Origin of the sequence: Martelella sp. HB161492, assembly GCF_013184775.1 — a bacterium.
GTDB lineage: Bacteria > Pseudomonadota > Alphaproteobacteria > Rhizobiales > Rhizobiaceae > Martelella.
In genome coordinates this window covers 132,445-157,142 of the sequence record NZ_JAATVV010000008.1, presented here as the reverse complement: position 1 = coordinate 157,142, position 24,698 = coordinate 132,445, and the positions used below count along the sequence as shown (strand labels likewise).

Here is a 24,698-nt window from a genome sequence, read left to right as displayed (position 1 = left end):
GATCGCCGTGCACATTGAAGATATCGATACCCCGGCGCCGCTCGTCGATCTGGCGATCGTTGAGGCCAATCTGAAGCGGATGCAGGATTATTGTGATGCCCATGGCATCAAATTGCGTCCCCATATCAAGACCCACAAGATTGCCGAACTTGCCAGGCGCCAGATGGCACTCGGCGCCTGCGGCATCACCTGCCAGAAACTCGGCGAGGCCGAGGTGATGGCCGATGCCGGGATTGATGACATTCTGATCTCCTATCCGATCATCGGCCCGATCAAGGCAAAGCGGCTTGCCGCCCTTGCCGGGCGGGTGAAGATGACGGTGGCGATCGATAATGACGTTGCCTTTGAAACCGTTGCATCCGCCGCCCGGATGGGCGGTGCCGAGATAGCTGTTCTGGTCGAATTCGACAGCGGCATGGGGCGCACCGGCGTCATGTCGGTCGCAGAAGCGCTGAGGCTGGCGCAAAGGGTTGCTGCAGAACCAGGGCTGCGTTTCGCCGGGCTGATGACCTATCCGGCAAACGAGGCATCTGCCGTCTTCGTCAAGGCGGCGCGCCCTGTCTTCGCGGCCGCCGGTCTGCCAATCCCGATGGTGTCGGGCGGCGGGACGCCTGCGTCGCTGCATATTCATGAGCTTGGCGTCATCGATGAGCTGCGCGTCGGCACCTATATCTACAACGACCGGATGATGATGGGGGCCGGTCATGCCGCGCTGGAAGATTGCGCCTTTGATGTCATTGTCACCGTCGTTTCGCGGCCCGAGCCCGATCGTGCGATCATTGATGCCGGCACAAAGTCCCTCACCAGCGATCCTTCGGGCAAAGGCGGCCCGGGACATGGCCTGATTCGTGAATATCCCGATGCGGTGATCGTCCGGCTGACGGAGGAGCATGGCATGGTCGACCTATCGGCCTGTCAGAAAAAGCCGGAAATCGGTGAGATCCTGCGCGTAGTGCCAAATCACGTCTGTCCGGTTTCCAATCTGCACGATACCATCTTCGTCAAGGCGGGCGATGAACGTCTCACGTGGCGAGTCGATGCACGTGGTCTGACCCGGTAGGTTTTCGAAAATGTCTGCATCCACACATCTTCGCTCGCTGTTTGGCCGGCGTGACTTCGGGCTCTACACGCTCGGTAATTGCGCCGGGTTGCTTGCCCAATGGATGTTGAAGACCACCATCGCCTGGCTTGCCTGGGAGATGACCGGCAAGAGCCTCTGGGTCGGGCTGGCGGTGACGGCAGAAATGGTGCCGACGGTGCTGGTCGGTCTTTATGCGGGCGTGATTGCTGACCGTGCCGATATGCGCCGCCTTCTGATGCGGATCCAGTTCTCCACGGTCTGCATCTATTCCGCCCTAGCGGTGATGGATCTTCAGGGGCTGCTGTCGATTCCGATCATGCTGGCGTTACTCGCCTGCAATGGCGTCATTGTCGGCTTCGCCCAGCCGGCCAGTCAGGCGGCAATCACCGGGCTTGTCGACCGGGAGGAGCTCGGAACAGCGATTTCGCTGAACTCGATCCTGTTCAATCTCGCCCGCTTTGCAGGGCCTGCCATTGCCGGCGGGCTGATTGCCGGCTTCGGTTCGTCCGTGGCGCTGACGGTGACAGCCTTTTTCGCCGGTCTGTTCTTTCTCTCGCTTCTGGTGGTGCATTTCAATGCCGTGCCACGGCTGGTGGCGACCGGTTCGATCTTCAGCCAGATCGCCGAGGGCGCACGCCACATCCTGACCGAGCCAACGGTCTATTTCGTCTTCCTGCTCTATGCCACGGCCGCCTTTCTGATCCGGCCGATCAGCGAGCTTCTTCCGGAACTGGCGGATGCGGTTCTCGGCGGTGGTGCCGAGACGCTGGCCTGGCTTTCGTCCGCCATGGGCTTTGGCGCCATCATTGCCGGTGTCATCAATATGGTCAGCGGTGAGCGTGGTCAGGTCAAGCTCGCTGTCTGGGGCACGTTGCTGGCGGTGATAGGGGCACTGGTTCTGGCGCTGACGTCTTCGCCTTCTGTGGCGCTTTTCGGTGCTGCCGTGTTCGGCGGTGCGCTGGCGGCGGGCGGTGTTGCCTCGCAGACGGTCCTGCAGCTTGGTTCACCAGCGCATCTGCGTGGCCGGGTGATGTCGATCCACGGCATTATCTTCCGCGTCGGACCGGCGCTTGGCGCGGTTATCCTCGGCGCTGTCGGGGATCAGCTGAGCTTGCAGCGCGCGCTTCTTGGCGGTATTGCGGCGATGCTCTTAATCTGGTTCTGGCTGGTCAAGCGCAAGGGAGTGCGCCATGATTTGCGATAGATGGATCGCCGTCAGAACATGCGACAGGAAGGTGGAGGCAGGATGAAGGAACGGGCGAAGCGCATCAATCAGGCGGATATTGCCGAGCTTGCCGATGTCTCCATCAGCACCGTTTCGCGGGCTCTTGGCGGTGCGCACGGCATTTCGCCTGAAGTGCGTGAACGGATTCGCCGGATCGCCGATGAACTCGGCTATTCCGAGCGTCCGCCGGTATCGCTGGCGGTGCCCGCGGTCAAGGCCGTTGTCTATCTGCCCATGCATCCCGTTACCGGTGGCCTGCATCCGATCTTTCAGGAAACTTATGATGGCATCGTCGCGGCAGCCGCTGAAAATGCGTTCGAACTCTTCCCCAAGCTTCTGCCGGAAGAGGATATCGACCTCGCGCTGATCGAGGAAAATGCCGAAAGTCACGCCACCGCCACCGCTTTCATGTTCTATGTCGATCCGGTTCCGGAGGTGGCGCGGTTCTTTCAGCACAGCGGCAGCCTCGTTCTGGTCAACAATATCGATGCCGATATGCGCTTCGATAGCGTCATCGTCGACAACTATGCCGGCTCGAAACTGGCGACACGAAAAATACTCGCAGCCGGCCATCGCAACATTCTCTTCGTTGCAGGCAATTTGCGGTATTCGCCGCGCGAGCGGCTGCGCGGTTTTTATGATGCGATCGCCGAATGCCCGGATGCCTGCGGCCAGCAGGTGGTGATTGGCTATGACCGGCACGAAACAGCGCTTGACTATTTCAAGCGTTACTTCGAGAGCCGCGAGAACTGGGACTGGACGGCGATCGTCTGCGGCAATGACCTCATGGCGATCGGCATCATGCAGGCGGCGCGCGAATGCGGTCTCAGCGTGCCGGATGATTTCTCCATCATCGGCTTTGACGACATCAGCTGGTCGGCCATGACGGCGCCACGGCTGACCTCGATTCGCTATGACCGGGCCGGGCTTGGCGAAGAGGCGATCCGTCTGATGAAGCGCCGGATTGAATTTCCCGATGCACCGGTGATCAAGGCTGTCGAAGGCGTCACCTTTGTGGAAGGCGGCAGCATCCGCTTCTGCTGAGGCCGGTCACTCAGCTGCGATTGCTGCACGGACATGCAGCGCCGCCATTATAGCCTGAAGCGAATTTATCATGTCAGGGTGGCTGCCTAAGGTGCGATCTCCGACAATTCAGCGTTTCAGGAGACCATATGCCCTTGTCATCATTCGCGTATTACCGATCTCAGTTCTATGGCGGCCAGTCTGTCAGCCAGGCTGAAACATCCCGTTCCGAATCTCCGCCGCCCCGCAAGCGGCGGAATGCGGGCAATATCAGCCCGCCCGTGCAGTCCGGTGGGATGCGTGACGTCGCTGCGCGCGCCGCGGACAAAATCTACTTTGCAGAGCAGGTCGATGGTGAAAAGCGGCAAAGGGTCGCGATCAGCCATGATTTTCTCGTGGCCTATGCTTTATGGTCTGCGAGACGCGCTGCCGCAGAAAATTGGGCTAAGGGGGCGCCTTTGATGCCTGTCGGGCACCAGACCGATCCGTCGCAGGCCACCAGTTCATCTGCCGGGCCGGCTCAGAAACAAGATCTCGAGGGCGGACAGATGACGGATCAGCCGGAGAGCCCGGCCTCGCCAGGCCCGGACACGTCGGATCCGCTCGACGACTTGCTTCGGAACGAGAATCTGCGGTTTTTCAATCCGGCTGATCCGCAGCGGTCCTGAACCGATCTTTGCTCATGAAAAAGGCCGCGAAAATCGCGGCCTTTCGCAAAGCATGTCCGAAGCGGCTCAGACGCCCGACTGGCCGTCCATGCCGATATAGGCGATGCGCAGCATATTGGTCGCACCTGGCGTGCCAAGCGGAACACCGGCCGAGACGATCAGGCGGTCACCTGGCTTGCCGAAGCCCTCGTCAACGACGATGCGGCAGGCCTCGTCAACCATGGTGTCGAGACCGGTCGGCTCAGCGGCGACGACACAGTGCAGGCCCCAGACGATGGCCAGGCGACGCGCCGTCTTGACAACCGGCGACAGGGCGATGATCGGCACATTCGGCCGCTCACGGGCGGCACGAAGGCCGGTGGTGCCGGAGGCGGTGTAGGTGACGATTGCCGTCAGCTTCAGCGTCTCGGCAATTTCGCGGGCTGCCAGCGAAATGGCGTCGGCGCCGGTTGCTTCCGGCTGCGGGCGCTGGGCATGGATGATGGTCGGGTAAAGCGCTTCCTTCTCAATCGTGCGGGCGATCGAGGCCATGGTGGTGACGGCTTCAACCGGATAGTCGCCTGCAGCCGATTCTGCCGAAAGCATGATCGCGTCGGCGCCTTCGAATACGGCCGTTGCAACGTCGGACACTTCAGCGCGGGTCGGGACCGGTGAGGTGATCATCGATTCCAGCATCTGGGTGGCAACGACGACCGGCTTGCCGGCGGCGCGGCAGGCGCGGATCAGCTTCTTCTGCAGGCCGGGAACGGCCTCAAGCGGCATTTCCACGCCAAGGTCACCGCGGGCAACCATCAGGGCATCCGACATCTCGATGATCTCGTCGATGCGTTCGATGGCCTGCGGCTTCTCGATCTTCGACAGAAGGCCGACCTGTCCACGGGCAATCTTGCGCACTTCGGCAAGATCGTCCGGGCGCTGGATGAAGGACAGGGCAACCCAGTCAACATCACCGGTTTCGAGCACGGCGTCGAGGTCGAGGCGGTCCTTTTCGGTCAGGGCGCCAACGCCGAGCAGCGTGTCGGGAAGCGAAACACCCTTGCGGTCGGAAATCTTGTTGCCGGCAACGACGGTGCAGACAATGCTCTTGCCATCGCACTTTTCAGCGCGGAGCTGCAGCTTGCCGTCGTCGATCAGCAGGCGGTGGCCGGGCTGAACGGACTGAAGGATTTCGGGGTGGGGAAGGTAGACGCGCTTCTCGTTGCCGGGCTCGTCAATGTCGTCGAGGGTGAAGGTCTGGCCGATCTCGAGCTCGACCTTGGAGTCGAGGAACTTGCCAACACGGAGCTTGGGGCCCTGAAGGTCTGCAAGAATGCCGATTGGCCGGCCACAGCGTGCTTCAACATTCCGAATGCGCTTGATCAGCGTGCGCATCACATCATGGCTGGCATGGCTCATGTTGATGCGGAAAACGTCAGCGCCAGCCTTGTGCAGCTTTTCGATGACTTCTTCTTCGGACGAGGCGGGGCCAAGTGTGGCGAGAATTTTGACTTTTCTGTTACGTCTCATCAGTTCTGACTCTCTTGAGTGCTGGGCTTGTCGGAAAGCTGCACAGTCCAGCTTTCCTCCCGCCCTGTGTCATATTCGCTAAAACCCATTCTCTGATAGCCGCGGGCAAAGCAGTCCTGTACGCCGACGATTGTGAACTCGTCTTCTGCGACGCACATGTTGATATAGCCTGTCCAGCGACCGCTGCCGGTCGCGTCTTCGGCATAGAGATAGTAGTAGCGTGCTTTTAGTGGGCCCGGCACAACGGTCATGCAGGTGGAGGCTGGGAGTTGCCACCATCCTTCGGAGACCCATCCCTTTTCCTCACGATAACCGACGGCAGCGCCGACGATCTTGGATGTGTTGTTGCAAACGCGGAATTCCGCATGGGCGACGCCTGGAGCGCCGAAGCCGGCGATAAAACCGCCAAGCAGGAGCGCGCTTCCGAGCGGCAGGGCGTTCAGAAGAAGCGTGAAGGCCTTTGAACGACGGCCGGTATCGGGAGCGAGTTGGGTCATTGAGTTGAGCATTTGTGTCGTTATCTTGTTTTGCGTTGACCGTGGGAGAAAGTCAACGCGGCTTCAATCGATTGTAATGGCCCTTTCAGTTTTGTCGCCACAAAGGGCGAATCTGTGGCGTAAAGCCGTCTTGCCGAAAGCGCCGACTCCATGCCATCAACGCCTATTATCATCAATTCTGCAATGGATATCCATGCCGAACGTCAACGCATATGAGAGAATAGCCGGAAATTATGACAATGGCATTGTTTTACTTGGTGACCATGCCATGGCCAGACTTCCCGCTGAATATGGCAATCTCGGGCTCGATCCCGCCGTCTTCGCCCGCCACATCGCCTATGATATCGGCGTGGAAAAACTGGTGCGCGGGCTTGCGGAACGGCTCGGCTGTCCGGCTGTCATATCGTGTTTCTCACGTCTTTTAATCGATCCAAATCGTGGTGAAGACGACCCGACGCTGATCATGAAAATCTCTGACGGTGCCATCATTCCCGCGAATCATCCGCTGAGCAGCGACGAGCGCGAAAAGCGGCTTGCGCTCTATCACCGTCCCTATCATGCCGCGATCGACGAAACGCTGCAGGCTGCCGGGGCGGCATCGGGCCGGGCGCCGCTGGTGCTGTCCATCCATTCCTTCACCCATGCCTGGAAGGGCGCCGCCCGGCCCTGGCATGCCGGCATATTGTGGGACAGCGATCCGCGTGCGGCCAGTGCGCTGATTGCCGGGCTTGCGGCGATAGACGGCCTCGTCATCGGTGACAACGAGCCCTATGACGGCGCGCTCAAGGGCGACACGATGTATCGTCACTGTTCGCTAAAGGGCCTGCCCCATGCCCTGCTTGAGGTGCGGCAGGATCTGATTTCGGATCAGGCCGGGATTGATCTGTGGATTGACCGGCTCGTACCTGTTTTTGCCGCACTCAATGATCAGGATAGCTTACATGAGATCCGTCATTACCCATCCCGGGCGGATTGATGCATCGGGCTCGAGAAAGAGGATGACCAGCATGAGTGAGCTGAAAGAGACAGAGCGAGAGGCGCTGGAAGCGGCAGCCTTTCGCCGTTTGGTCGCGCATTTGCGTGACCGAAGCGATGTTCAGAATATCGATTTGATGAACCTGGCCGGTTTTTGCCGCAACTGCCTTTCCAACTGGTATCGCGACGCAGCGGCGGAAAAGGGCATTGCCCTTTCAAAGGAAGAAAGCCGGGAGATCGTTTACGGCATGCCCTATGAGGCGTGGAAGACGCTTCACCAGCGCGAGGCCAGTCCGGCGCAGAAGGCTGCTTTTGAAGTGAACAAACCCGCCGAATGAGGCTTTGCCGCATTTGAACGCTTGACCTTGGCGGCGCTTCGCGGCAGGCAAGGGCCCGCTTTTGAATTTACGAAAATGTCCCTTTCGGCGCAGACCTGCCGGAAAGGGGCAGGATGACAGTCCAACAGGAGAAAGACATGTCTGACGCACAGGGTGTTGCGCGCGACCAGCTGCGCTCGTTTGTCGAACGCATCGAGCGCCTGGAAGAGGAAAAGAAGACGATTGCCGATGACATCAAGGATGTCTATGGCGAGGCCAAGGGAACCGGCTTTGACACCAAGGCTCTGCGCAAGATCATTGCCCTGCGCAAGAAGGACGAGCAGGAGCGCATGGAAGAAGAAGCGATCCTTGATACTTATCTGATCGCGCTCGGCATGCTGGCCGCCGGCGAAGAAGAATAATCTTTCTGGAAGGGCCGGAGCGATCCGGCCCTTTTGCTACAGGCCGTCGACAACCAGTTTCAGCCCCGCCAGGAAGGCCATGATATACATGAAGGGGTAGAACACCTCCATCTTCATGCGTTTGACCACCTGGGCCCCGAGAAAGGTGGCGATGATGGCGACGGGCAGCAGGCTTGCCGATGCGATGAGGTTCGAGATCCGCAGCTCGCCCAGCGCGTAATAGGGCAGAAGCTTCACGACATTGACGATGGCAAAGAAACGCACGCTCATGCCGGTATAGGATTTGACATCCAGCTTCAGCGGCAGCGTGTAGATCTGAAATGGCGGGCCGCCCGAATGGGAAATGAAGCTGGTATAGCCTGAGACGAGGCTCCAGATTGTCGCCTTGACCGGTTTTTGCGGGGCAGGCGGGGTCTCTTCCTTCGGACCCGGACGAAGGCGATCGAAGAAATACTTGCCGGCAAAGCTGACGGTCGCCAGTCCGACCAGAAGCTTTGTCAGCGAATAGGGGACCATGGAAAAGGTCAGCCAGCCAAGCAGGATACCGATCATGGCGCCGGGCAGCATGATCTTCATCGTCGGCCAGTGATTGTGGTGGCGCCAGGACCAGAGCGCAACGCCATCCATGACAATCAGGATGGGCAGCATGACGGCCGCAGCGGTCACCGGATCGACAACGAGGGTCAGGATCGGAACGCCGAGCAGGGCAAGCGCACCGCCCATGCCGCCCTTCGTCAGGCCGACAAGCATCACCGCCGGAATGGCAGCTGCATAAAACAAGGGATCGGGTAGCATATGAACAAAGACTCGGTTGAAACTGTGGTCTATCGGATTTATCGGAGTTTTGCGAGTGTCCGTCCTGTTGCTGATGACGGGGTGTTGTCGCCACGGTCCTGCGGTTCCTGTCCCGCCGCAGCCGGTCAATCATAAAAGGACAAGGGAGGCTGTCATGGAAAGTGCCGAAACACGCTGCCGTCTGGTTCTGATCGTGCCGGATATTGCCGATGCCGCAGAGCAGGAGAGGCTTCTGGGGGATGCGTTGCGGGGTGGCGATGTTGCCTCGGTCATCATTCCGCAATATGCGCTTGGTCTGGATGAATTCCAGCAGCGGGCGGAAAAGCTGGTGGCTCTTGTCCAGAATTATGATGCTGCGGCGATCATTGCCGGTGACAGCCGGGTTGCCGGTCGCGCCCGCGCTGACGGTCTGCATATCGAGGGCGGTGCGGATGCCGTTGCCGAGGCGGTGGAGAAATTCTCGCCGAAGCTGATCGTTGGCGCCGGCCATTCGGGCGATCGTCACGAGGCGCTGGAAATCGGTGAGAAATCACCGGATTATATTCTTTTTGGCCGGCTCGACGGGGACAGCAGGGCCGAAGCACATCCGAAAAACCTCGAGCTGGGCGAATGGTGGGCTTCGATGGTTGAGATTCCCTGCATCGTCATGGGCGGAAGCGAGCCTGCCAGTGCCATGGATGTTGCCGGCACATGGGCCGAATTCGTCGGACTGGGACGGGCCGTCTTCTCCGCGCCCGGCGGGCCGGCTGCCATGGTTGCCCAGGTCAATGCGGTGCTTGACGAAAAAGCGCCACGATTTGAATATTGATGGCAGTATGATTAAACGCAGCAACGGTCTTGCGGCCGCCTTTCTGATGAGCGGATTTGCAATCGCCTCGCCGGCCCTGGCGCAGGCAGATGCAGCCACATCCACCGTTGAGACCCCGCCGGCGCTGGCCGCGCCGGTGCCCGAACGCGGCAGCCGCCTTGTTTCACCGGAAGATCTGAACGTGGCGCGAACGCCATCCGGCCTGAAGCTTTATGCGCGCATGGGCAGCCCGCTGCCCGAGCTTCCGCCTGAAAAGCCCTATGATGGTCCCGTGGATGAAGCCTATGGCGCCTATCAGCGCGGCATGTTCCAGACCGCCTATTCCGAAGCGCTGAAACGCGCGCATCAGGGCGATGCCGATGCCGAGACGCTGATTGCGGTGATGCTGGACAAGGACCTTATTTCCAAGGCGCGGGCAGGCTCGCCATCCGACTGGTATCGCATGGCCGCGGAAAGCGACAGTCCGGCGGCAAAGAACCGCTACGGCATGATGCTGCTGTCCGGTCAGGGTGTTGCCAAGGATCCGGCCAAGGGCGAGGCCCTTGTTCGCGCGGCGGCCGAAGCGGGCAATGCCGAGGCCGCCTACAATCTCGCCACACTCATCATTTCCAATGCCAAGGGCAGTGCAGATGGCACCAAAGACGCCTTGCCCTGGTATGAGAGGGCTGCCAATGCCGGCATACCCGAAGCGGAATATGCGCTTTCGCAGATCTATCTGGCGGATACCAGCCTGCCGGAAGAACAGCGGATCACCAATGGTTTCTGGCTCTACAGCGCAGCCAAGGATGGCCTTGATACGGCCCAGATCGATCTGGCGCTCAGGCTGGTCAGCGGCCGAGGCGGGCAGGGCGCCGATCCGGAACAGGCCTTTGAGTGGATGCATCGTGCCGCCATTTCCGGCAATCCCGCAGCGCAAAGCAAGCTTGGCGATATGTTTCGCGATGGCGTCGGCACGAAAAAGGACCCGGTCTCGGCCGCGACATTTTATCTGCTTTCGCAGCGCTCCGGACTTTCTGAACCGAAGGTTGATACCTATCTGAAGCAATTGCCAGCAGATCAGCTTAAACTGGCTGAGGCGCGCGCCAATACGGCCGCCGGAAAATTCTAGTATTAGGCGAATTTCAGCGCTGTTCAGCGCGTCTTTTTTGTGTATCTTGATTTTCGGCTCCGGGGGGAGCACGTCCTGCCTCTGGTTATTTGAGATGCATATTAGAGGTTGGCATCTTTGCAGCAACTGACTTCAATTGCTCAGCTTGTATCAAGTCTGGGGCTTGGTGCGTTGGTCGTTCTCGGTTATTTCGCCTTGCTGCGGTATTATCGGGAGCGATTTTCGGGCGTTGTCATTAGTGGTCTGCTCTTCGGTTGCGCTGCCGTTCTGGCCATGCTGAGCCCGATTCAGGTGTCTCCTGGTGTCTTTTTCGATGCCCGCAGCGTTTTTCTCGCGCTTGCCTCTCCCTTTGCCGGGCCGATATCGGGCCTCATCGCGCTTGCCATGGCGGTTTCGGCGCGTTTCGCGCTGGGCGGCAGCGGTGCTTTCGCCGGTTCGATCGGTCTGACGATCGCCGGCGCCGCCGGCATGCTGCTCTGGTATTTCGGACCAAGACGTTATCAGCCGCACCATTTTTTCCTTCTGGCGGCCATGGCTTCACTGATGGTTCTTTCGGCCTTCGCCATGGGCTTTCCCGCCGGACTGGCAATCATCAGGACAGCGCTGATCCCGCTGATCACAATCAACTTCTTCGGTGTGCTGCTGCTGGGCCTGTGCCTCGAGGCGGCGCGCTCGAACAATGAATATACCCGTCTCCTGGCCTTTGAGGCCGAGCGCGATCCACTGACACATCTGTTCAATCGCCGCGTTCTCGATGATGTCGAGCTGAAGCTGGAGCGCGCCATGACTGCAGGCAGCCGCCAGGCCTGTGTCATTCTCTTTGATATCGACCACTTCAAGGAGATCAACGACAAGTTCGGCCATGCCCGGGGTGACGATGTGCTGCTCAAGGTCGCCGGCGCCATTACCGGCCGCGTGCGTCGCAGCGATACGGTCGTGCGCTATGGCGGCGAGGAAATTGCCGTCATTCTCGAAGATACGGTGATCGAGAATGCCGTCGTCGTTGCCGAGCAGACCCGCAAGATGATCGAAAGGCTGACATTTGAACATGGTGACGAGCGCTTTTCGGTCACCGTGAGTGCCGGGGTCACCGCGTTCTTCGCTGGAGATGGTGCGCTGCGCATTGCGCTCGATCGCGCCGACCAGGCGCTTTATCTGGCCAAGAATGCGGGCCGGAATCGTGTCGAATCATTCATACAGGCAGCCGCCTGAGGCATATCGGCGGTTTTGCATACTTGAATTTGCCCCTATTCTGTGTTCATGAACCGTGAAACACCGCATTTCCTCGCTGTCCTTCTGGTGACGGCGCAATAACAAGGATATTCTTTCATGGCCCGGTCCGCTCTCCTTAACGTGATGGTTCAGGCCGCCCTCAAGGCGGGCCGCTCGCTGACGCGTGATTTCGGTGAAGTGCAGAACCTGCAGGTTTCGGTCAAGGGACCGGCCGATTTCGTGTCGCAGGCCGATCTCAAGGCGGAAAAGATCCTGCGCACCGAACTGCTGCGCGCCCGCCCGACCTATGGCTTTCTCGGTGAGGAAGGCGGCGAGGAAGAGGGTACCGACGGTCAGCACCGCTGGATCGTCGATCCTCTTGATGGCACGACCAACTTCCTGCATGGCATTCCGCAATTTGCCGTGTCGGTGGCGCTTGAGCGTTCGGGAGAGGTGGTTGCAGGTGTTATCTACAATCCGGCGCTAGACGAACTTTTTGTCGCTGAAAAGGGTGGCGGCGCATTCTGCAATGACCGCCGCATCCGCGTTTCGGCCCGCCGCCAGCTGGCCGATTGCGTGATCGGCTGCGGCGTGCCGCATCTGGGCCGCGGTCATCATGGCAAGTTTCTGGTGGAGCTTCGCCACGTCATGGGTGAGGTTGCCGGCATTCGCCGCATGGGCGCTGCCTCGCTTGATCTTGCCTATGTCGCTGCCGGTCGCCTTGACGGCTATTGGGAAGAATATCTCTCGGCCTGGGACATGGCTGCCGGCCTGATTCTGGTACGCGAAGCCGGCGGTTTCATCTCCGACATGAAGGGCGGGCAGAACATTCTCGAAAGCGGCGGTGTGATTGCCGGCAATGAGATGATCCGCATCGCACTGATGGACCAGATCCAGCGCCGCCTGGAAAAATAATCTGATATTGGACAATTGCGGTTGCGGTGCCATTTTCTAGGCTTCGCCCTTCAATTCGTCACCATTTTCGAATAGAGCTTGATAAGGCCGGAGCAGGCAATGTTCCGGCTCTCTCACGTGCGCCCCTCATTTTCCAATCTGAATGGTCACCGGGGCGTTTCGAAATCAGATTTGCCGGAGGTGAGGCCCTATGTCGGATGTCGAACTCGAGCAGTATGATGTGCGCGAAACCTCGCGACGCGGGTTTGCTCAGAAGATGTCGAGCCCGATGACCTTCTTCTGGACCATGGTCATCTTCCTGATCCTGGTCGGGTTCTGTATTGCGATCCTTTACCGCCAGGCACACAATGCCTTCATGACCAATCCGGGCCTCAACGGGCTCATTCTTGGCGTTGCCATTATCGGCGTGCTGATGGTCTTCAGTCAGGTTCTGGCGCTGCGCCGCGAGGTCGGCTGGCTCAATTCCTTCCGTGCCGCCGGCAGTGCTGATCGCGTTGGCCGCGATCCCAAGCTGCTGGCGCCGATGCGCGCCCTGATCGGCTCGCGCCAGACCATGGCGCTGTCGACCTCGTCGTTGCGTTCCATTCTCGATTCGATCGCCACCCGGCTGGACGAGCAGCGCGATACGACGCGCTATCTGGTCGGACTGCTGGTCTTTCTCGGCCTGCTTGGTACCTTCTGGGGGCTGTTGAACACGATCGGCTCGATTGGCTCGATCATTCAGGGGCTTGATCCCAATTCCGGCGACAGCGCCGATGTTCTGAACGCACTGAAGGAAGGGCTTTCCGGTCCGTTGTCCGGCATGGGAACGGCCTTTTCCTCCTCGCTGCTCGGCCTTTCCGGCTCGCTGGTGCTCGGTTTCCTCGATCTTCAGGCCGGCCGCGCCCAGAACCGCTTCTACATGGAGCTGGAAAACTGGCTTTCGAGCATGACGGACGTGACGTCGGATCTGGCACCGGCGCTGGAAGGCGTGGCTGCGGGCTCCAGCGAGCAGTTCGAGGTTCTGGCGGCAGAACTGCACCGGATCGCCGAGAGCGGCGGTCTTGGCCAGAGCGCGGTTCCGGCCATGGCTCAGCTTGCCGAAGGTATTCAGGGCGTGGTCAAGAACATGCGCAACGAGCAGCAGATGCTGCGCGACTGGATCGAGGCGCAACAGGAAGAATCGCGCGAACTCAGGCAGACCTTGCAGCGGCTTGCTGACAAGCTTGAGGGGCGGTGATCATGGCGCTCGCCCGAAACCGGCGTTCCGGCCGCAATGTCGATTACTGGCCCGGCTTCGTCGACGCCCTGTCGACGCTGCTTCTCGCCATCATGTTCATGCTGACGGTTTTCGTCATCGGCCAGTTCATCCTGACACGTGAAATTTCCGGCAAGGACGAGGTTCTGAACCGTCTCAACAGTCAGATCGCTGAACTGACCCAGCTCTTGGCGCTGGAGAAGAGCAATAATCAGGACGCCAATGACATGATCGCCACGCTGCAGGCCTCACTGGCCGCAGCCGAAAGCGACAAGTCGCGGCTTCAGTCGCTGCTTGATCAGGGCTCCGGTGTTTCCGATGCTGCCAATGCGAAGATTGCCGGCCTGTCCTCCGATCTTGAAGCCGAGAAGCAGATTTCGGCCAAGGCCCAGAATCAGCTGGCGCTTCTGAACCAGCAGATTGCCGCTCTGCGCGCTCAGCTGGCCGCCGTCGAAGAGGCGCTGCAGGTCTCCGAAGCGAAGGACAAGGATTCGCAGGCCCGCATCGCTGATCTTGGCCGTCGCCTGAATGTGGCGCTGGCGCAGAAGGTACAGGAACTCAACCGCTACCGGTCCGACTTCTTCGGCCGGCTGCGTGAAATTCTTTCGGATCGCGACAATATCCGCGTGGTCGGCGATCGTTTCGTGTTCCAGTCGGAAGTGCTGTTTCCCTCTGGTTCCGACGAACTCAATGATGCCGGCCGTCAGGAGCTCGCCAAGCTTGCTTCTGCGCTTCTGGAGATTTCCAAGGAAATTCCGGACGATATCGACTGGGTTCTGCGTGTCGACGGCCATACGGATGATGTGCCGATCAAGCCGGGCGGCAAGTTCACCGATAACTGGGAACTGTCGAGCGCCCGTGCTGCTTCGGTGGTGCGCTACCTGATCTCGCAGGGCGTGTCGCCCGATCGCCTGGTGGCGGCAGGCTTTGCCGAATTCGAGCCGATTGCCGAGGGCGAAACGCCTGAGGCCCGGGCGCAGAACCGGCGCATCGAGTTCAAGCTGACCGAAAAGTAAGTTCTGAGCCCCGGTCTTCTGGCCGGGGTTTTTCTCAGGGCTTGAAAATTGCGCGTTTTTTTTCTAGTTTGCGGGCTCCGCAAGGGCATGGCCATGAAGCGCCAGTGCCGCGCTTTTCCTGCGCTGTTCTTCCTGACAAGCGGACGAGGTTTCTCCAGGAAGCATCAACGACAATCGGTCTTCCCGCGGGAGAAGCTTTACATGACGGACGAAACCATGGCGGTTTCGGGTCGAATGCGTTTCGACAAGAAAACCATCGCGATCATGCTGATGATCGGCTCGGTGGCCGCCTTTACCACAATCGATACACTGACCAAGACGCTGACAACGCGCCATGATCCGGTGATGCTGATCTTTCTGCAGAATGTTGCGGCTGCGCTGGTCATTCTGCCGCTGGCGCTGCGCAAGGGGGCTTCCGGCTTTCGCATTCAGTCGCCGCGCCTGCTGCTGCTGCGTGGCGTCCTGGGCGCGCTCGTCTCCTTCCTGATCTATACATCGCTGAAGCTTCTGCCTTTTACCGTGGCCACATCGCTGCTGCAGCTGGAGACATTTTTCGTCATTCCGCTGGCGATGATCTTTCTCAAGGAGCGGCCGGACTGGCGACGCTTCCTGGCGGTCGGGCTCGGCATTTCCGGTGCGCTTTTCATTCTGCAGCCGGGCGGCGGCACATTCCAGATGGCCGGACTGATCGCTATTGCCGCAGCGCTTGCGCTGGCTGCCAAGGATATCGTGCTCAAGTTTCTGGCGATGAACGAGCAGATCGTGCCGGCATTGTTCTGGATGTATGTGGTCACCGCCATCATCATGGTCGGACCGGCAATCACGCACTGGTCTTCGGTTGGCCTGGCGGACTGGGGCTTTATCATCGCTGCAGCGATTTTGATGAATGGCTGCAATTTCGGCATGCTGAAAGCCTATTCCATGGCTGATGCTGTCGTGCTGGCGCCGGTGATCCACTCGGCGCTGCCCATGGCGGTCATGGTTGGCGTTGTTGTTTTCGGCGAGTGGCCGTCGCCGCTGGTCTGGGTCGGCATCGTGCTGATCGCCATGGCGACCTTCATGCCCAGCGGCAAGCGGTCCGGGGGCTAGCGCACCGGCTCGAAAATCGGAATCGATTTTCGAAGAGAACGATGCGTAGATTCAATAAGATAGAGCGCCGTGCGTCCAAAAGGACGCACCGTGCTCTAGCCCTCGGTTCCTGTGCGTGTCTCGACATCGAACTGAAGCCGAGCCAGGCGGGCGTAGAGCCCGCCCTTGGCCACCAGCGCCTCATGCGTGCCCTGCTCGACGATGTGGCCGCCATCCATGACGATAATCCGGTCGGCATTCAGCACTGTTGCCAGCCTGTGGGCGATCACCAGCGTCGTGCGGCCCTTCATCAGCCCGGCAAGGGCGTGCTGCACCAGTGTCTCGCTTTCGGCATCAAGCGCAGATGTCGCCTCGTCCAGCAGCAGCACCGGCGCGTCGCGCAGAATGGCGCGGGCAATGGCGATGCGCTGGCGCTGGCCGCCGGACAGCATCACGCCGCGTTCGCCCGCCATCGTGGCATAGCCATGCTCGAGCTTTTCGATGAAGTCATGTGCCTGTGCCGCCCGGGCGGCAGCATAGACGTCTTCGGCGCTGGCGCCGGGACGGCCAAGCGCGATATTGTCGAAAATGCTGGCAGCGAAGATCGCCACATCCTGCGGTACGAGCGCAAAGCGGGCGCGCACATCTTGAGGCCGCGCGTCCCGCAGATCGACGCCATCGAGACGGATCGAGCCGGCAACCGGATCATAATAGCGTAACAGCAGCGCGAAGAGCGTGCTCTTGCCAGCGCCTGACGGGCCGACAATGGCGACGGTCTCGCTCGGGTTGACGGCAAGCGTCATTCCCGTCAGGGCACCATGATCGGCATTGCTGCTCGGATAGTGGAAGGAGACATTGGCGAGGCTGATCGCGCCCGAGGCCGGCTCGGGCAGGGCAATCGGCTCGGCTGGCGCCGTGATCGCCGAGGGTTCGGACAGGAGCTCGCTGAGCCGGTCCGCAGCCCCTGCAGCCAGCGAGACTTCGCCCCAGACTTCCGAGAGCTGGCCGAGCGCACTGCCGGCAAGTACCGCGTAAAGCAGGAACTGCCCGAGCGTGCCGCCGCTCATCGTGCCGGACAGAACGCTGTGGGCGCCATACCAGAGGATTGCGGTGATGGAACAGAAGACGATGCTGATGGCGATCGCCGTCAGCACGGCACGGGCCCTGAGTGCCGTCCGCGCGGCTTCAAAGGCGGTTTCCACCGCACCGGCATATTGACGGGCAGCCATGTCCTCGCCGTTGAAGGACTGCACTGTGCGGGTGGCGGCAATGGTCTCGCTGGCAAAGGCGGCAGCGGATGCGAGTTCATCCTGGGCCGAGCGGGAGCGGCCGCGGACGCTGCGCCCGAATGCGATCAACGGAATGACAATCAGCGGAATGACAATGATGACGAGTACCGAGAGCCGTGGCGAGGTCCAGATCATCATGCCGAGGCCGCCGATCCCCATGATGAGATTGCGCAGCGCAATCGAGGCGGAAGAGCCGAAGGCGGATTTCACCTGAACCGTGTCGGCGGTCAGTCGCGATACGATCTCGCCGGACTGGTTGGTGTCGAAAAAGGCTGGCGACAGCCGGATGACGTTGGAAAACACGTCGCGTCTGAGATCGGCAACAATCCGTTCGCCGAGTGACATGACGAAGAAATAGCGCAGGGCCGAAGACAGTCCGAGCAGCAGCGCCATCACACCAAGGCCCAGGAAATAGGTGTTGATCACGCCAGGGTTGGACGCCGTGAAACCATGGTCGATCACCCGCCTAACCGCGACGGGCAGGATCAGCGTGACGACAGCGGCCATCATCAGGAAGACAAGCGCACCGGCAACGAGGCCGCGATAGCGCATCAGATAGGGGAACAGGCGGGTGAGGGGCTTCAGATCAGTGCGGCGCCGGGAGCCGTTGTCTTTGCGGGTCAAATTCACTTCCTTTGATGTCAACAAGCCGTCATATTGACCGCGGCGGCCCTTGTTATTCGCTTTGCGTTCCTGTATAGCCAGCGCAACCTAATCGGAAAGCCGTGGCGTCAAGGACGGTCTCACGGCTTTGTTTATTCAATCGGTCCAGCTGGTGCAATGACTGCCTTGCATGGATCCAGCTTGCAGGAAGAATGTTATGAAGGCTGATATTCATCCCGATTATCACACCATCAAGGTTGTCATGACCAACGGTACTGAATTCGAAACCCGCTCGACATGGGGCAAGGAAGGCGATGTCATGAACCTCGACATCGACCCGACCTCTCATCCGGCCTGGACCGGTGGTCAGCAGAACCTGCTCGACCGTGGCGGCCGCGTTTCGAAGTTCAACAAGCGTTTCGGTGGCCTCGGCCTCTGATCGCGGTCTTGAACGCGAGATTTCCGAAAAACCCGGCTTCGGCCGGGTTTTTTGTTGCCCGATTTTTGGGTGTGAATTACGGCCTTAGCAGGGCAGGGCGCATGACAAAAGGCCCGCACAAGCGGGCCTTTGATGGATCGGCGGTTTGAAACCGGTGCTGCAGGATCTTGTTTCCGACGCGTCTGGTTATCGAAAAAACAATAGCCACTCTTTCGTCCGAAGCTCACGCTTGTTGAAGCTACGCATCGTTCTTTTCGAAAATCGATTCCGATTTTCGAGCCGATGCGCTAGCGGGAGCCGAAAGCCGTGCGCAGCAGATCGATCTGGGCGATCACATTGTTCTCGTTGCCGCTTTCCGGCAGGTCGGTCTCGGTGCTCAGCAGATTGTCATCCAGCAGGCTGATGCGGGATTCGAGTCGGAGCGACTGTTCGATGAGATCGCGGAAACCGGGGGGCAGATCAATCCATCCCGGCGCGGTGCGATCAACGTGATCCTTGCCAAGACGTAGCTTGCGCCGCTCGCTCAGCACCTGATCGCGCGTCATTTCGCCGCTGTTAAGCGAGCGCTGCAGCAAAAGCCAGGATGCGAGCTGCATCAGCCTGGTCGTCAGTCGCATCGATTCGGCGGAATAGAGCGTGGCGGCCTGTCGGGGCAGCATTTTCGATGCAGCGCGGCCAACGCCGTCGAGATAGGCAGCTGTGGTTTCCACGAGCGCCATGCCTTCGCGATAGAGCATGTCGAATTGCGGCGATGAGGCCGCACGGCCCGCGAAGCTGATCGTTGTCGCTTCCCGCTTTGTCATTGGTATTCCCTGGTTACGCCACACACTAAAACCGCAGGAAAGCGGCCTTTCTTTGAATGACTGCACCATTAATCCTGTAGCGGAATTCCGCAAGCAGTATCTTAACGAAGGGTTAATACCCACATCTGCGATGATGTTGCGCACAAAAAAAGAGCCGTCATGACGGCTCAGAGTTTTAGGTGATATCGGAATGAAAGACAGATCTCCCGATGTTCACAATAATCATCGATAAAGGTTAACAAATGGTAAACGCCTGTGACTACTTGCGAAACAGGCTTTCTGCGGCCTTTTTGCCGGCCGATTTCTTGACGATTGCCTGTTCGATCCGCTCGATCTCGCCCTTCAGGTCGTTGACAAGCGTTTCCAGTGCTTCAACCGAGTGGACCTCCAGATCGGCGCCGATGACATATTGGCCTTTCGGCGGCTTCCTGTCTGCGTCTTCGTCATCACGCATTGACGGGCTCCTTTTCTTTTTCTGCTGGCTGTTCTTCTGCCGGGCCTTCTTCCTGGGGTGGCCGGGTTTGCAGATGGATTCCTTCCGGGGTCGATACCGGAACCGCGGCGTCGGGCATCGGACTGAACGGGAAGTCGCGATCCTCGACCGGAATGGCGGCGCGGATGCGCGAGCGGATGATGGCATAGGCCAGAATCAGAATATGCGCCGTTGCCGTGATCAGAAACAGCGCATAGGGCCCGAATGCCGACATGATCGGGCCGCCGACGGTCGGGCCGATGATAGTGCCGATGCCGAACAGGAACAGCAGGCCGCTGGCGATCTTGACGAAATCCTCGGCGCTGGCAAAGTCATTGGCATGCGAAGCGGTGATCGGATAGAGCACGTTCGCCGTTGCGCCATAAAAGGCAATCAGCACGAAGAGGAAGGTGCTTTCCGGCTTGAACAGCACGATCAGCAGGGCGGCCGTAGCGCCGACGCCGGCAAGCCCGGCAATCACATAGCGCCGGTCCATCAGGTCTGAAATCCGTCCGATCGGAACCTGAGCCAGCGCCCCGGCGAGGATGGCGATGATCATGAAAAAGGCGATCTGGCTGTCGTGAAGCCCGGCGCGGGCGCCGAAAACAGCCCCCAGCGTGCCGAAGGCGCCATTGGCGATGCCGATCAGCAAGACGCCGAAAAAGGCGACGGGTGAATTGCGGTAGAGCAGTTTGAGATCGATCCTCACAGCCCTGAGCGGTTTCGGCGAGGCGGCATTGGAGACGGTGGTCGGCAACATGGCGATGCAGTACAAGATGCCGGCAACCATGAACAGGATCGGCGTCTGCGGATTGCCGAAGCCGACAATCATCTGGCCGCCGACGACGCCGAACAGGGTGATGCCAGTGTAGAATGTAAACACCACGCCACGGCTCTTGTTGTCGACGCGTTCATTCAGCCAGCTCTCGATGATCATCTGCGTTCCGGCCGTGGCAAAGCCGGTCGCAGCCCTGAGCACAATCCAGGCAATGTCATTGATCAGGATACCTGTGGAAAGGGCAACGATGCAGATGATGGCAATGAAACCCGAAAAGGCGCGGACATGGCCGATCCGCATGATCAGTTTCGGCGCCAGAATACAGCCAATCACATAGCCCGACGCCCAGGAGGTGCCGAGAAAGCCGAGCGAGGTGTCGCTATAGCCTTCCGCCGCACCGCGCAGCGGCAACAGCAGCCCGTGCAAGCCGTTGCCGAGGAACAGGAAGAGAGTACCGAGAAGAAGGGCAAAAACCGGAAGTAGATTGCGTTTCATGCGAGTAGGCTCTGATCGGTTGGGTTTAGAAAAGAGGGACGTCAAAGACCTAACGTCCCGCTTGTCCGGCAGTTCCAGGGGATGTGCAGATCGGACGGCCGATAAATGCTCACTTTGCATTTTCTGCCGGCACAAATTCCGCAAGACCCTGTCCCCCGTTGAGGTCAGCAGAATGATTGACGTGGCTCAGCCATGATTTGTCATGAAAAACGCATCCGGCGGCGTTGTCACGTCCAATTATAGCGTTCAATCTTAATAATTATCGCTCAATAGACTGAAATCCAGACGAATTCCGGTCCAAATGAGGCTCTGCAAAAGATTTTCGCAGATCCGGGGGCCACGGCGGCCCGCTGTGCCGCCGCCCGCAGTGAGGATGCCAGAAAGGAACCTGATGACCAAGCTGATCGCCCTGCTTCTGATTGCCGCCATGGTGGCGCATATCATCAGGCCACTCGGCGTTCCGGGTTTGAGAAAGCGGATGGACTTCTGGAAGATTGCCGTCTTCGCCTTTGTCCTGTTCGGCATTGTCCTGCTGATCCGGCCCTGAAATGCAAAACACCGGCGCGTTGCCGCACCGGTGCCTGCTATCGGACGGTTTTTGAAGCCGTTATTTCTTCAGAATTTCCACACCCGGCAGGGCCTTGCCTTCCATCCATTCGAGGAAGGCGCCGCCAGCAGTGGAAACATAGGAGAAGTCATCGGCGACACCGGCATGGTTGAGCGCCGAAACCGTGTCGCCACCCCCGGCAACAGAAATCAGCTTGCCAGCCCGGGTCTGTTCCGCCGCAAATTTCGCAGCTGAAACGGTGGCGGTATCGAAAGGCTCGATTTCGAAGGCGCCGAGCGGGCCATTCCAGACCAGCGTTGCGGCCTTGGCGATCCATTCATTGACCAGTGCGATCGAGGCGGGGCCGACGTCGAGCATCATGGCGTCAGCGGGAATGGCATCAATGGCAACGGTCTCGTTGTCGGCATTGGCCTTGAACTCGCGGGCGACAACGCCGTCGACCGGCAGCACGATGGCGCAATTGGTGGTCTTAGCCTTGGCCATGATGGCACGGGCGGTATCGGCCAGATCATGTTCGCAAAGCGATTTGCCGACATCAATGCCCTTGGCGGCGATGAAGGTATTGGCCATGCCGCCGCCGATCACCAGCGCATCAACCTTTTCGATCAGGTTCTGCAAAAGGTCGATCTTGGTGGAAACCTTGGCACCGCCGACAATGGCGACAACCGGGCGGACCGGAACGCCGAGGCCTTTTTCGAGGGCTTCAAGTTCGGCCTGCATGGTGCGGCCGGCATAGGCAGGCATGTGATGGCCGAGGCCTTCGGTGGAGGCGTGTGCGCGGTGGGCTGCGGAGAAGGCATCATTGACATAGATGTCGCCATTCTTGGCAAGCGCGGCGACGAAATCCGGTTCGTTCTTTTCCTCGCCCTTGTGGAATCGGGTGTTTTCCAGCAGCAGAATGTCACCATTTTCCATGGCGGCGATGGCCTTTTCGGCCGGTTCGCCGATGCAATCCGTGGCAAAGGCAACGGAGTGATCCAGCACTTCCTCGACCGAGGGGATGATCAGCTTCAGCGACATTTCCGGCACGACAGCGCCCTTCGGCCGGCCGAAATGCGCCATCAGGATGACCTTGGCGCCCTTTTCGGACAGTTCGAGAATGGTCGGGGCAACGCGCTCGATGCGCGTCGTGTCGGTGACCTTGCCATCGGAAACCGGGACATTGAGATCGACGCGCAGCAGCACGCGCTTTCCGGCGATATCGGTGAGGTCATCAAGGGTTTTGAAGGCGGGCATGGCGGTCTTCCTCTGACTATGTTGGCGGGCCGGCGGGATCCGCCAGCGCCGATGGTCCATCAAGCCGGATCGGAGCTGTCGCGACCGCCGGGCCGATTGACCCCCGTATCTTGATCGCGTGCCCCAACCGGCGAAATCTCTTTCAAGCCGTTCGACTCCTAGTCAAAACCATCGCCCTCGGCAATGATCTCAGATCAAATTTCCGCTCCGGAATGCAACATTCCATGCAGTGCGGTGCTGGCGAATTTGCAATTGTCAGCGGCGTTTTGACAGATGCCAGTGCTGCGCTCAGCCCTCATCCTTCCCAAGCCGCGTTCTGGCATGGCGACGGGTCAGAAGCCGCATGATCTCGCGGAAATTCATGAAGATCGGAAGGCCTGGCGGCGCCTCGGTCTCAAGCCAGATGCCGATAGCGCTGATCTCGCCCTCGGCATTGATTTCGCGCACGATCAGTGAAAGCGGGCCGATCTCCACCCGGTCGGCAATCGCCGGTCTGGCGCCGAGCCGGTGGTTCATGAACGCGGCAACAGTCAGGCTGCGCTCGGCTTCGGCGATCTTGATCCTGCTGCCCAGCGCTTCCAGTTCAGACATCGGGCGGGTGGGCAGCACCGTGTCCGAGCCGAACATTTCCGGGTCACTCTCCGGCGCCAGCGGCTTCGGCACCGAGAACAGGCGGTCAAGCAGTGGCGAGCGGCCCGGTTCGATGAAGAGATAGAGATAGTCGCCCGCCTTCAGCTCGCCGGCATAAAAGAAGCGCGTCGACTGGCCGTCGCGGATCACCAGCGAAGGGACAGCCCAGCGCGGAATTGGTGTGCCGGTGAGCACCGGACAGTCTTCCCGCAGGGCATAGACGACGAGTTCGTGATTGGCCTCGCCGGGCAGGTCGATCTCAACATGCTCGATTGGTCCCGCAGGCACGGGCGTGACAAGCTTCCACCGCTTTGCCAGAGGTGCCAGTGACCAGCCCTGCAGGACAAGCGAGGTCAGCACCATGACGAAGACGATGTTGAAATAGTCATTGGCCATCGGCAGGCCATAAAGGATTGGCAGCAGTGCCAGCAGGATCGAGACCGCGCCCCTCAGTCCGATCAGCGAAATGAATTTGGTTTCGCGCGGGCGATAGTTGAAAGGCAGGAGACAGAGCCAGACGGCGAGCGGACGCGCGATAAAGACCAGAAACAGGCTCATCGCCAAAGCCGGAATGATGATCGCATCGAAATGGCGCGGTGTGGCAAGAAGCCCGAGCAGCACGAACATGATGATCTGCGCAAGCCAGGTCATGCCCTCCTGGAAGTGGCGGATGGCGCCGGAATAGCGGACATTCTTGTTGCCGGCATAAAGTCCGGCCACATAGACGGCGAGGTATCCGCTGCCGCCCGCCGCGCCGGTTGCCGAGAAGACGATCAGCGCCAGCGCCAGAACAAGGATCGGCGTGAGACCGCGATTGAGCCCGAAACGGTTGACGAGAAACACGATCATGCCGCCGCCGGCGAGGCCGAAGACAAGACCGAAGCCAAGCTGCTGGAGAAAGCTGAGCGCAAGAGGGATGACCGCGAAGCTTTCATGGCCCTGAGGGGCGAGCAGCGTCACGATGGTGAGCGTCAGAAAGATCGCCATCGGATCATTGATGCCGGATTCCAGCTCCAGCGTTGCCGACACGCGTTCGACCACGTGAATACCGCCGATCCGCATCAGGAAAAATACGGCCGCGGCATCGGTCGAGGCCACGATGGAGCCCAGCAGCAGGCCCTGTGCCAGGCTGAAATCGAAAACGAAATGCGCCGCGCAGGCCACCAGAACCGCTGTCAGCGCAACGCCGAGCGTCGCCAGCAGCAGCGCCGGCACGGCCGCCTTTCGCAAGGTTTTCGCAGCCGTGCCGAAACCGGAATCGAACAGGATGATGGCAAGCGCCAGTGAGCCGACATAATAGGTGAGGGCGGTATTGTCGAACTCGATGCCCAGCCCGTCAGTGCCGGCAAGCAGCCCGACGCCGAGAAAGAGAACCAGAAGGGGCGCCCCGAAGCGATAGGCGAGCGCGCTTGACAGCGCGGCGAGCAGGATCATGCAGGCGCAAACCAGAACGGCTACATAAAATATCGTCAATCAGTTCATCCTCTGGTTCGCATGTCATGACACTGTGCT

At 59.8% G+C, this 24,698-nt stretch carries 25 protein-coding genes; 16 read left to right on the top strand and 9 right to left on the bottom strand.

Annotation, left to right across the window (positions count from 1 at the left end):
- Nucleotides 1–7: 7 nt before the first annotated feature.
- The 4 genes from HCK86_RS14950 (at nucleotide 8) to HCK86_RS14935 (ending at nucleotide 3,997) form a co-directional block, all read left to right on the top strand.
- Entirely contained in the window at nucleotides 8–1,060 is a 1,053-nt protein-coding gene (locus HCK86_RS14950; protein WP_176085273.1) for an alanine racemase, read from the top strand.
- Nucleotides 1,061–1,070: 10 nt separating this feature from the next.
- The gene (locus HCK86_RS14945; protein ID WP_176085272.1) at nucleotides 1,071–2,285 is read left to right on the top strand and encodes an MFS transporter; all 1,215 of its coding nucleotides are present in this window, start codon (nucleotides 1,071–1,073) and stop codon (nucleotides 2,283–2,285) included.
- 42 nt (nucleotides 2,286–2,327) lie between these two features.
- Nucleotides 2,328–3,350 (top strand): LacI family DNA-binding transcriptional regulator, encoded by a 1,023-nt coding sequence (locus HCK86_RS14940; RefSeq protein WP_176085271.1) that lies wholly within the window; start codon nucleotides 2,328–2,330, stop codon nucleotides 3,348–3,350.
- A gap of 128 nt (nucleotides 3,351–3,478) precedes the next feature.
- On the top strand, nucleotides 3,479–3,997 hold the full coding sequence (locus tag HCK86_RS14935; protein WP_176085270.1) for a hypothetical protein: 519 nt from the start codon (nucleotides 3,479–3,481) through the stop codon (nucleotides 3,995–3,997).
- Nucleotides 3,998–4,063: 66 nt separating this feature from the next.
- Here HCK86_RS14935 and pyk read toward each other — a convergent pair whose 3' ends face one another.
- Together pyk and HCK86_RS14925 are read right to left on the bottom strand one after the other, a co-directional pair.
- Entirely contained in the window at nucleotides 4,064–5,503 is a 1,440-nt protein-coding gene (pyk, locus tag HCK86_RS14930) for a pyruvate kinase (RefSeq protein WP_176085269.1), read from the bottom strand.
- Nucleotides 5,503–6,012, bottom strand: coding sequence for a DUF1036 domain-containing protein (locus HCK86_RS14925; RefSeq protein ID WP_246739620.1), 510 nt, complete (start codon nucleotides 6,010–6,012; stop codon nucleotides 5,503–5,505). The genes pyk and HCK86_RS14925 overlap by 1 nt, the downstream gene beginning before the upstream one ends.
- Nucleotides 6,013–6,193: 181 nt before the next feature.
- On the opposite strand from HCK86_RS14925, the gene HCK86_RS14920 reads away from it, so the two are divergent.
- The 3 genes from HCK86_RS14920 (at nucleotide 6,194) to HCK86_RS14910 (ending at nucleotide 7,714) form a co-directional block, all read left to right on the top strand.
- The gene (locus HCK86_RS14920) at nucleotides 6,194–6,976 is read left to right on the top strand and encodes an N-formylglutamate amidohydrolase (RefSeq protein WP_176085268.1); all 783 of its coding nucleotides are present in this window, start codon (nucleotides 6,194–6,196) and stop codon (nucleotides 6,974–6,976) included.
- A 31-nt stretch (nucleotides 6,977–7,007) separates the two neighbouring features.
- Complete coding sequence (locus tag HCK86_RS14915; RefSeq protein WP_176085267.1) at nucleotides 7,008–7,313, top strand: DUF1244 domain-containing protein; 306 nt, start codon at nucleotides 7,008–7,010, stop codon at nucleotides 7,311–7,313.
- A gap of 137 nt (nucleotides 7,314–7,450) precedes the next feature.
- Nucleotides 7,451–7,714, top strand: coding sequence for a DUF2312 domain-containing protein (locus tag HCK86_RS14910; protein ID WP_176085266.1), 264 nt, complete (start codon nucleotides 7,451–7,453; stop codon nucleotides 7,712–7,714).
- A gap of 36 nt (nucleotides 7,715–7,750) precedes the next feature.
- Here HCK86_RS14910 and HCK86_RS14905 read toward each other — a convergent pair whose 3' ends face one another.
- Nucleotides 7,751–8,509 (bottom strand): sulfite exporter TauE/SafE family protein, encoded by a 759-nt coding sequence (locus HCK86_RS14905; protein WP_176085265.1) that lies wholly within the window; start codon nucleotides 8,507–8,509, stop codon nucleotides 7,751–7,753.
- Between the two features lie 154 nt (nucleotides 8,510–8,663).
- Between HCK86_RS14905 and HCK86_RS14900 the strand changes: the two genes are divergently transcribed.
- The 7 genes from HCK86_RS14900 to HCK86_RS14870 all read left to right on the top strand — a co-directional run bounded on the left by HCK86_RS14900 (nucleotide 8,664) and on the right by HCK86_RS14870 (nucleotide 15,894).
- A complete protein-coding gene (locus HCK86_RS14900; RefSeq protein ID WP_176085264.1) occupies nucleotides 8,664–9,317 on the top strand; it encodes a thiamine phosphate synthase in 654 nt (217 codons plus the stop codon).
- A gap of 7 nt (nucleotides 9,318–9,324) precedes the next feature.
- Entirely contained in the window at nucleotides 9,325–10,425 is a 1,101-nt protein-coding gene (locus HCK86_RS14895) for a tetratricopeptide repeat protein (RefSeq protein ID WP_176085263.1), read from the top strand.
- Between the two features lie 171 nt (nucleotides 10,426–10,596).
- The gene (locus tag HCK86_RS14890; RefSeq protein WP_176085262.1) at nucleotides 10,597–11,637 is read left to right on the top strand and encodes a diguanylate cyclase; all 1,041 of its coding nucleotides are present in this window, start codon (nucleotides 10,597–10,599) and stop codon (nucleotides 11,635–11,637) included.
- A gap of 117 nt (nucleotides 11,638–11,754) precedes the next feature.
- Nucleotides 11,755–12,552 carry an inositol monophosphatase family protein gene (locus tag HCK86_RS14885; protein ID WP_176085261.1) on the top strand — a complete coding sequence of 266 codons (798 nt, stop codon included), beginning with the start codon at nucleotides 11,755–11,757 and terminating at the stop codon, nucleotides 12,550–12,552.
- Nucleotides 12,553–12,742: 190 nt separating this feature from the next.
- On the top strand, nucleotides 12,743–13,771 hold the full coding sequence (locus HCK86_RS14880) for a flagellar motor protein MotA (RefSeq protein WP_176085260.1): 1,029 nt from the start codon (nucleotides 12,743–12,745) through the stop codon (nucleotides 13,769–13,771).
- Between the two features lie 2 nt (nucleotides 13,772–13,773).
- On the top strand, nucleotides 13,774–14,805 hold the full coding sequence (locus tag HCK86_RS14875) for a peptidoglycan -binding protein (RefSeq protein WP_176085259.1): 1,032 nt from the start codon (nucleotides 13,774–13,776) through the stop codon (nucleotides 14,803–14,805).
- A 201-nt stretch (nucleotides 14,806–15,006) separates the two neighbouring features.
- Nucleotides 15,007–15,894 carry a DMT family transporter gene (locus HCK86_RS14870; protein ID WP_176085258.1) on the top strand — a complete coding sequence of 296 codons (888 nt, stop codon included), beginning with the start codon at nucleotides 15,007–15,009 and terminating at the stop codon, nucleotides 15,892–15,894.
- A 95-nt stretch (nucleotides 15,895–15,989) separates the two neighbouring features.
- On the opposite strand, the gene HCK86_RS14865 is transcribed toward HCK86_RS14870, so the two are convergent.
- On the bottom strand, nucleotides 15,990–17,786 hold the full coding sequence (locus tag HCK86_RS14865; protein WP_246739619.1) for an ABC transporter transmembrane domain-containing protein: 1,797 nt from the start codon (nucleotides 17,784–17,786) through the stop codon (nucleotides 15,990–15,992).
- A 196-nt stretch (nucleotides 17,787–17,982) separates the two neighbouring features.
- Here HCK86_RS14865 and rpmE point away from each other — a divergent pair, with 196 nt between their 5' ends.
- Entirely contained in the window at nucleotides 17,983–18,204 is a 222-nt protein-coding gene (rpmE, locus tag HCK86_RS14860; RefSeq protein WP_141149301.1) for a 50S ribosomal protein L31, read from the top strand.
- Between the two features lie 287 nt (nucleotides 18,205–18,491).
- Here the strand turns inward: rpmE and HCK86_RS14855 are convergent, their stop codons facing one another.
- The 3 genes from HCK86_RS14855 to HCK86_RS14845 all read right to left on the bottom strand — a co-directional run bounded on the left by HCK86_RS14855 (nucleotide 18,492) and on the right by HCK86_RS14845 (nucleotide 20,752).
- On the bottom strand, nucleotides 18,492–19,007 hold the full coding sequence (locus HCK86_RS14855; protein WP_176085257.1) for a DUF1465 family protein: 516 nt from the start codon (nucleotides 19,005–19,007) through the stop codon (nucleotides 18,492–18,494).
- Nucleotides 19,008–19,266: 259 nt separating this feature from the next.
- Nucleotides 19,267–19,461, bottom strand: coding sequence for a DUF1192 domain-containing protein (locus HCK86_RS14850; protein WP_176085256.1), 195 nt, complete (start codon nucleotides 19,459–19,461; stop codon nucleotides 19,267–19,269).
- On the bottom strand, nucleotides 19,454–20,752 hold the full coding sequence (locus HCK86_RS14845) for an MFS transporter (RefSeq protein WP_176085255.1): 1,299 nt from the start codon (nucleotides 20,750–20,752) through the stop codon (nucleotides 19,454–19,456). Before HCK86_RS14845 ends, HCK86_RS14850 begins: the two co-directional genes overlap by 8 nt.
- A 391-nt stretch (nucleotides 20,753–21,143) precedes the next feature.
- On the opposite strand from HCK86_RS14845, the gene HCK86_RS14840 reads away from it, so the two are divergent.
- Nucleotides 21,144–21,299, top strand: a complete 156-nt coding sequence (locus HCK86_RS14840; RefSeq protein WP_176085254.1) for a hypothetical protein — start codon at nucleotides 21,144–21,146, stop codon at nucleotides 21,297–21,299.
- Between the two features lie 60 nt (nucleotides 21,300–21,359).
- Here the strand turns inward: HCK86_RS14840 and HCK86_RS14835 are convergent, their stop codons facing one another.
- Both HCK86_RS14835 and HCK86_RS14830 read right to left on the bottom strand, forming a co-directional pair.
- Nucleotides 21,360–22,556, bottom strand: a complete 1,197-nt coding sequence (locus HCK86_RS14835; protein ID WP_176085253.1) for a phosphoglycerate kinase — start codon at nucleotides 22,554–22,556, stop codon at nucleotides 21,360–21,362.
- Between the two features lie 288 nt (nucleotides 22,557–22,844).
- A complete protein-coding gene (locus HCK86_RS14830) occupies nucleotides 22,845–24,659 on the bottom strand; it encodes a potassium/proton antiporter (protein WP_176085252.1) in 1,815 nt (604 codons plus the stop codon).
- Nucleotides 24,660–24,698: the final 39 nt, after the last annotated feature.

Coding starts and splice junctions, on each gene's coding strand:
- HCK86_RS14870 (WP_176085258.1), top strand. CDS start 15,007: ATGACGGACGAAACCATGGCGGTTTCGGGTCGAATGCGTTTCGACAAG.
- HCK86_RS14915 (WP_176085267.1), top strand. CDS start 7,008: ATGAGTGAGCTGAAAGAGACAGAGCGAGAGGCGCTGGAAGCGGCAGCC.
- HCK86_RS14840 (WP_176085254.1), top strand. CDS start 21,144: ATGACCAAGCTGATCGCCCTGCTTCTGATTGCCGCCATGGTGGCGCAT.
- HCK86_RS14925 (WP_246739620.1), bottom strand. CDS start 6,012: ATGCTCAACTCAATGACCCAACTCGCTCCCGATACCGGCCGTCGTTCA.
- HCK86_RS14935 (WP_176085270.1), top strand. CDS start 3,479: ATGCCCTTGTCATCATTCGCGTATTACCGATCTCAGTTCTATGGCGGC.
- HCK86_RS14945 (WP_176085272.1), top strand. CDS start 1,071: ATGTCTGCATCCACACATCTTCGCTCGCTGTTTGGCCGGCGTGACTTC.
- pyk (WP_176085269.1), bottom strand. CDS start 5,503: ATGAGACGTAACAGAAAAGTCAAAATTCTCGCCACACTTGGCCCCGCC.
- HCK86_RS14855 (WP_176085257.1), bottom strand. CDS start 19,007: ATGACAAAGCGGGAAGCGACAACGATCAGCTTCGCGGGCCGTGCGGCC.
- HCK86_RS14885 (WP_176085261.1), top strand. CDS start 11,755: ATGGCCCGGTCCGCTCTCCTTAACGTGATGGTTCAGGCCGCCCTCAAG.
- HCK86_RS14900 (WP_176085264.1), top strand. CDS start 8,664: ATGGAAAGTGCCGAAACACGCTGCCGTCTGGTTCTGATCGTGCCGGAT.
- HCK86_RS14910 (WP_176085266.1), top strand. CDS start 7,451: ATGTCTGACGCACAGGGTGTTGCGCGCGACCAGCTGCGCTCGTTTGTC.
- HCK86_RS14835 (WP_176085253.1), bottom strand. CDS start 22,556: ATGCCCGCCTTCAAAACCCTTGATGACCTCACCGATATCGCCGGAAAG.
- HCK86_RS14875 (WP_176085259.1), top strand. CDS start 13,774: ATGGCGCTCGCCCGAAACCGGCGTTCCGGCCGCAATGTCGATTACTGG.
- HCK86_RS14895 (WP_176085263.1), top strand. CDS start 9,325: ATGATTAAACGCAGCAACGGTCTTGCGGCCGCCTTTCTGATGAGCGGA.
- HCK86_RS14850 (WP_176085256.1), bottom strand. CDS start 19,461: ATGCGTGATGACGAAGACGCAGACAGGAAGCCGCCGAAAGGCCAATAT.
- rpmE (WP_141149301.1), top strand. CDS start 17,983: ATGAAGGCTGATATTCATCCCGATTATCACACCATCAAGGTTGTCATG.
- HCK86_RS14905 (WP_176085265.1), bottom strand. CDS start 8,509: ATGCTACCCGATCCCTTGTTTTATGCAGCTGCCATTCCGGCGGTGATG.
- HCK86_RS14940 (WP_176085271.1), top strand. CDS start 2,328: ATGAAGGAACGGGCGAAGCGCATCAATCAGGCGGATATTGCCGAGCTT.
- HCK86_RS14845 (WP_176085255.1), bottom strand. CDS start 20,752: ATGAAACGCAATCTACTTCCGGTTTTTGCCCTTCTTCTCGGTACTCTC.
- HCK86_RS14920 (WP_176085268.1), top strand. CDS start 6,194: ATGCCGAACGTCAACGCATATGAGAGAATAGCCGGAAATTATGACAAT.
- HCK86_RS14880 (WP_176085260.1), top strand. CDS start 12,743: ATGTCGGATGTCGAACTCGAGCAGTATGATGTGCGCGAAACCTCGCGA.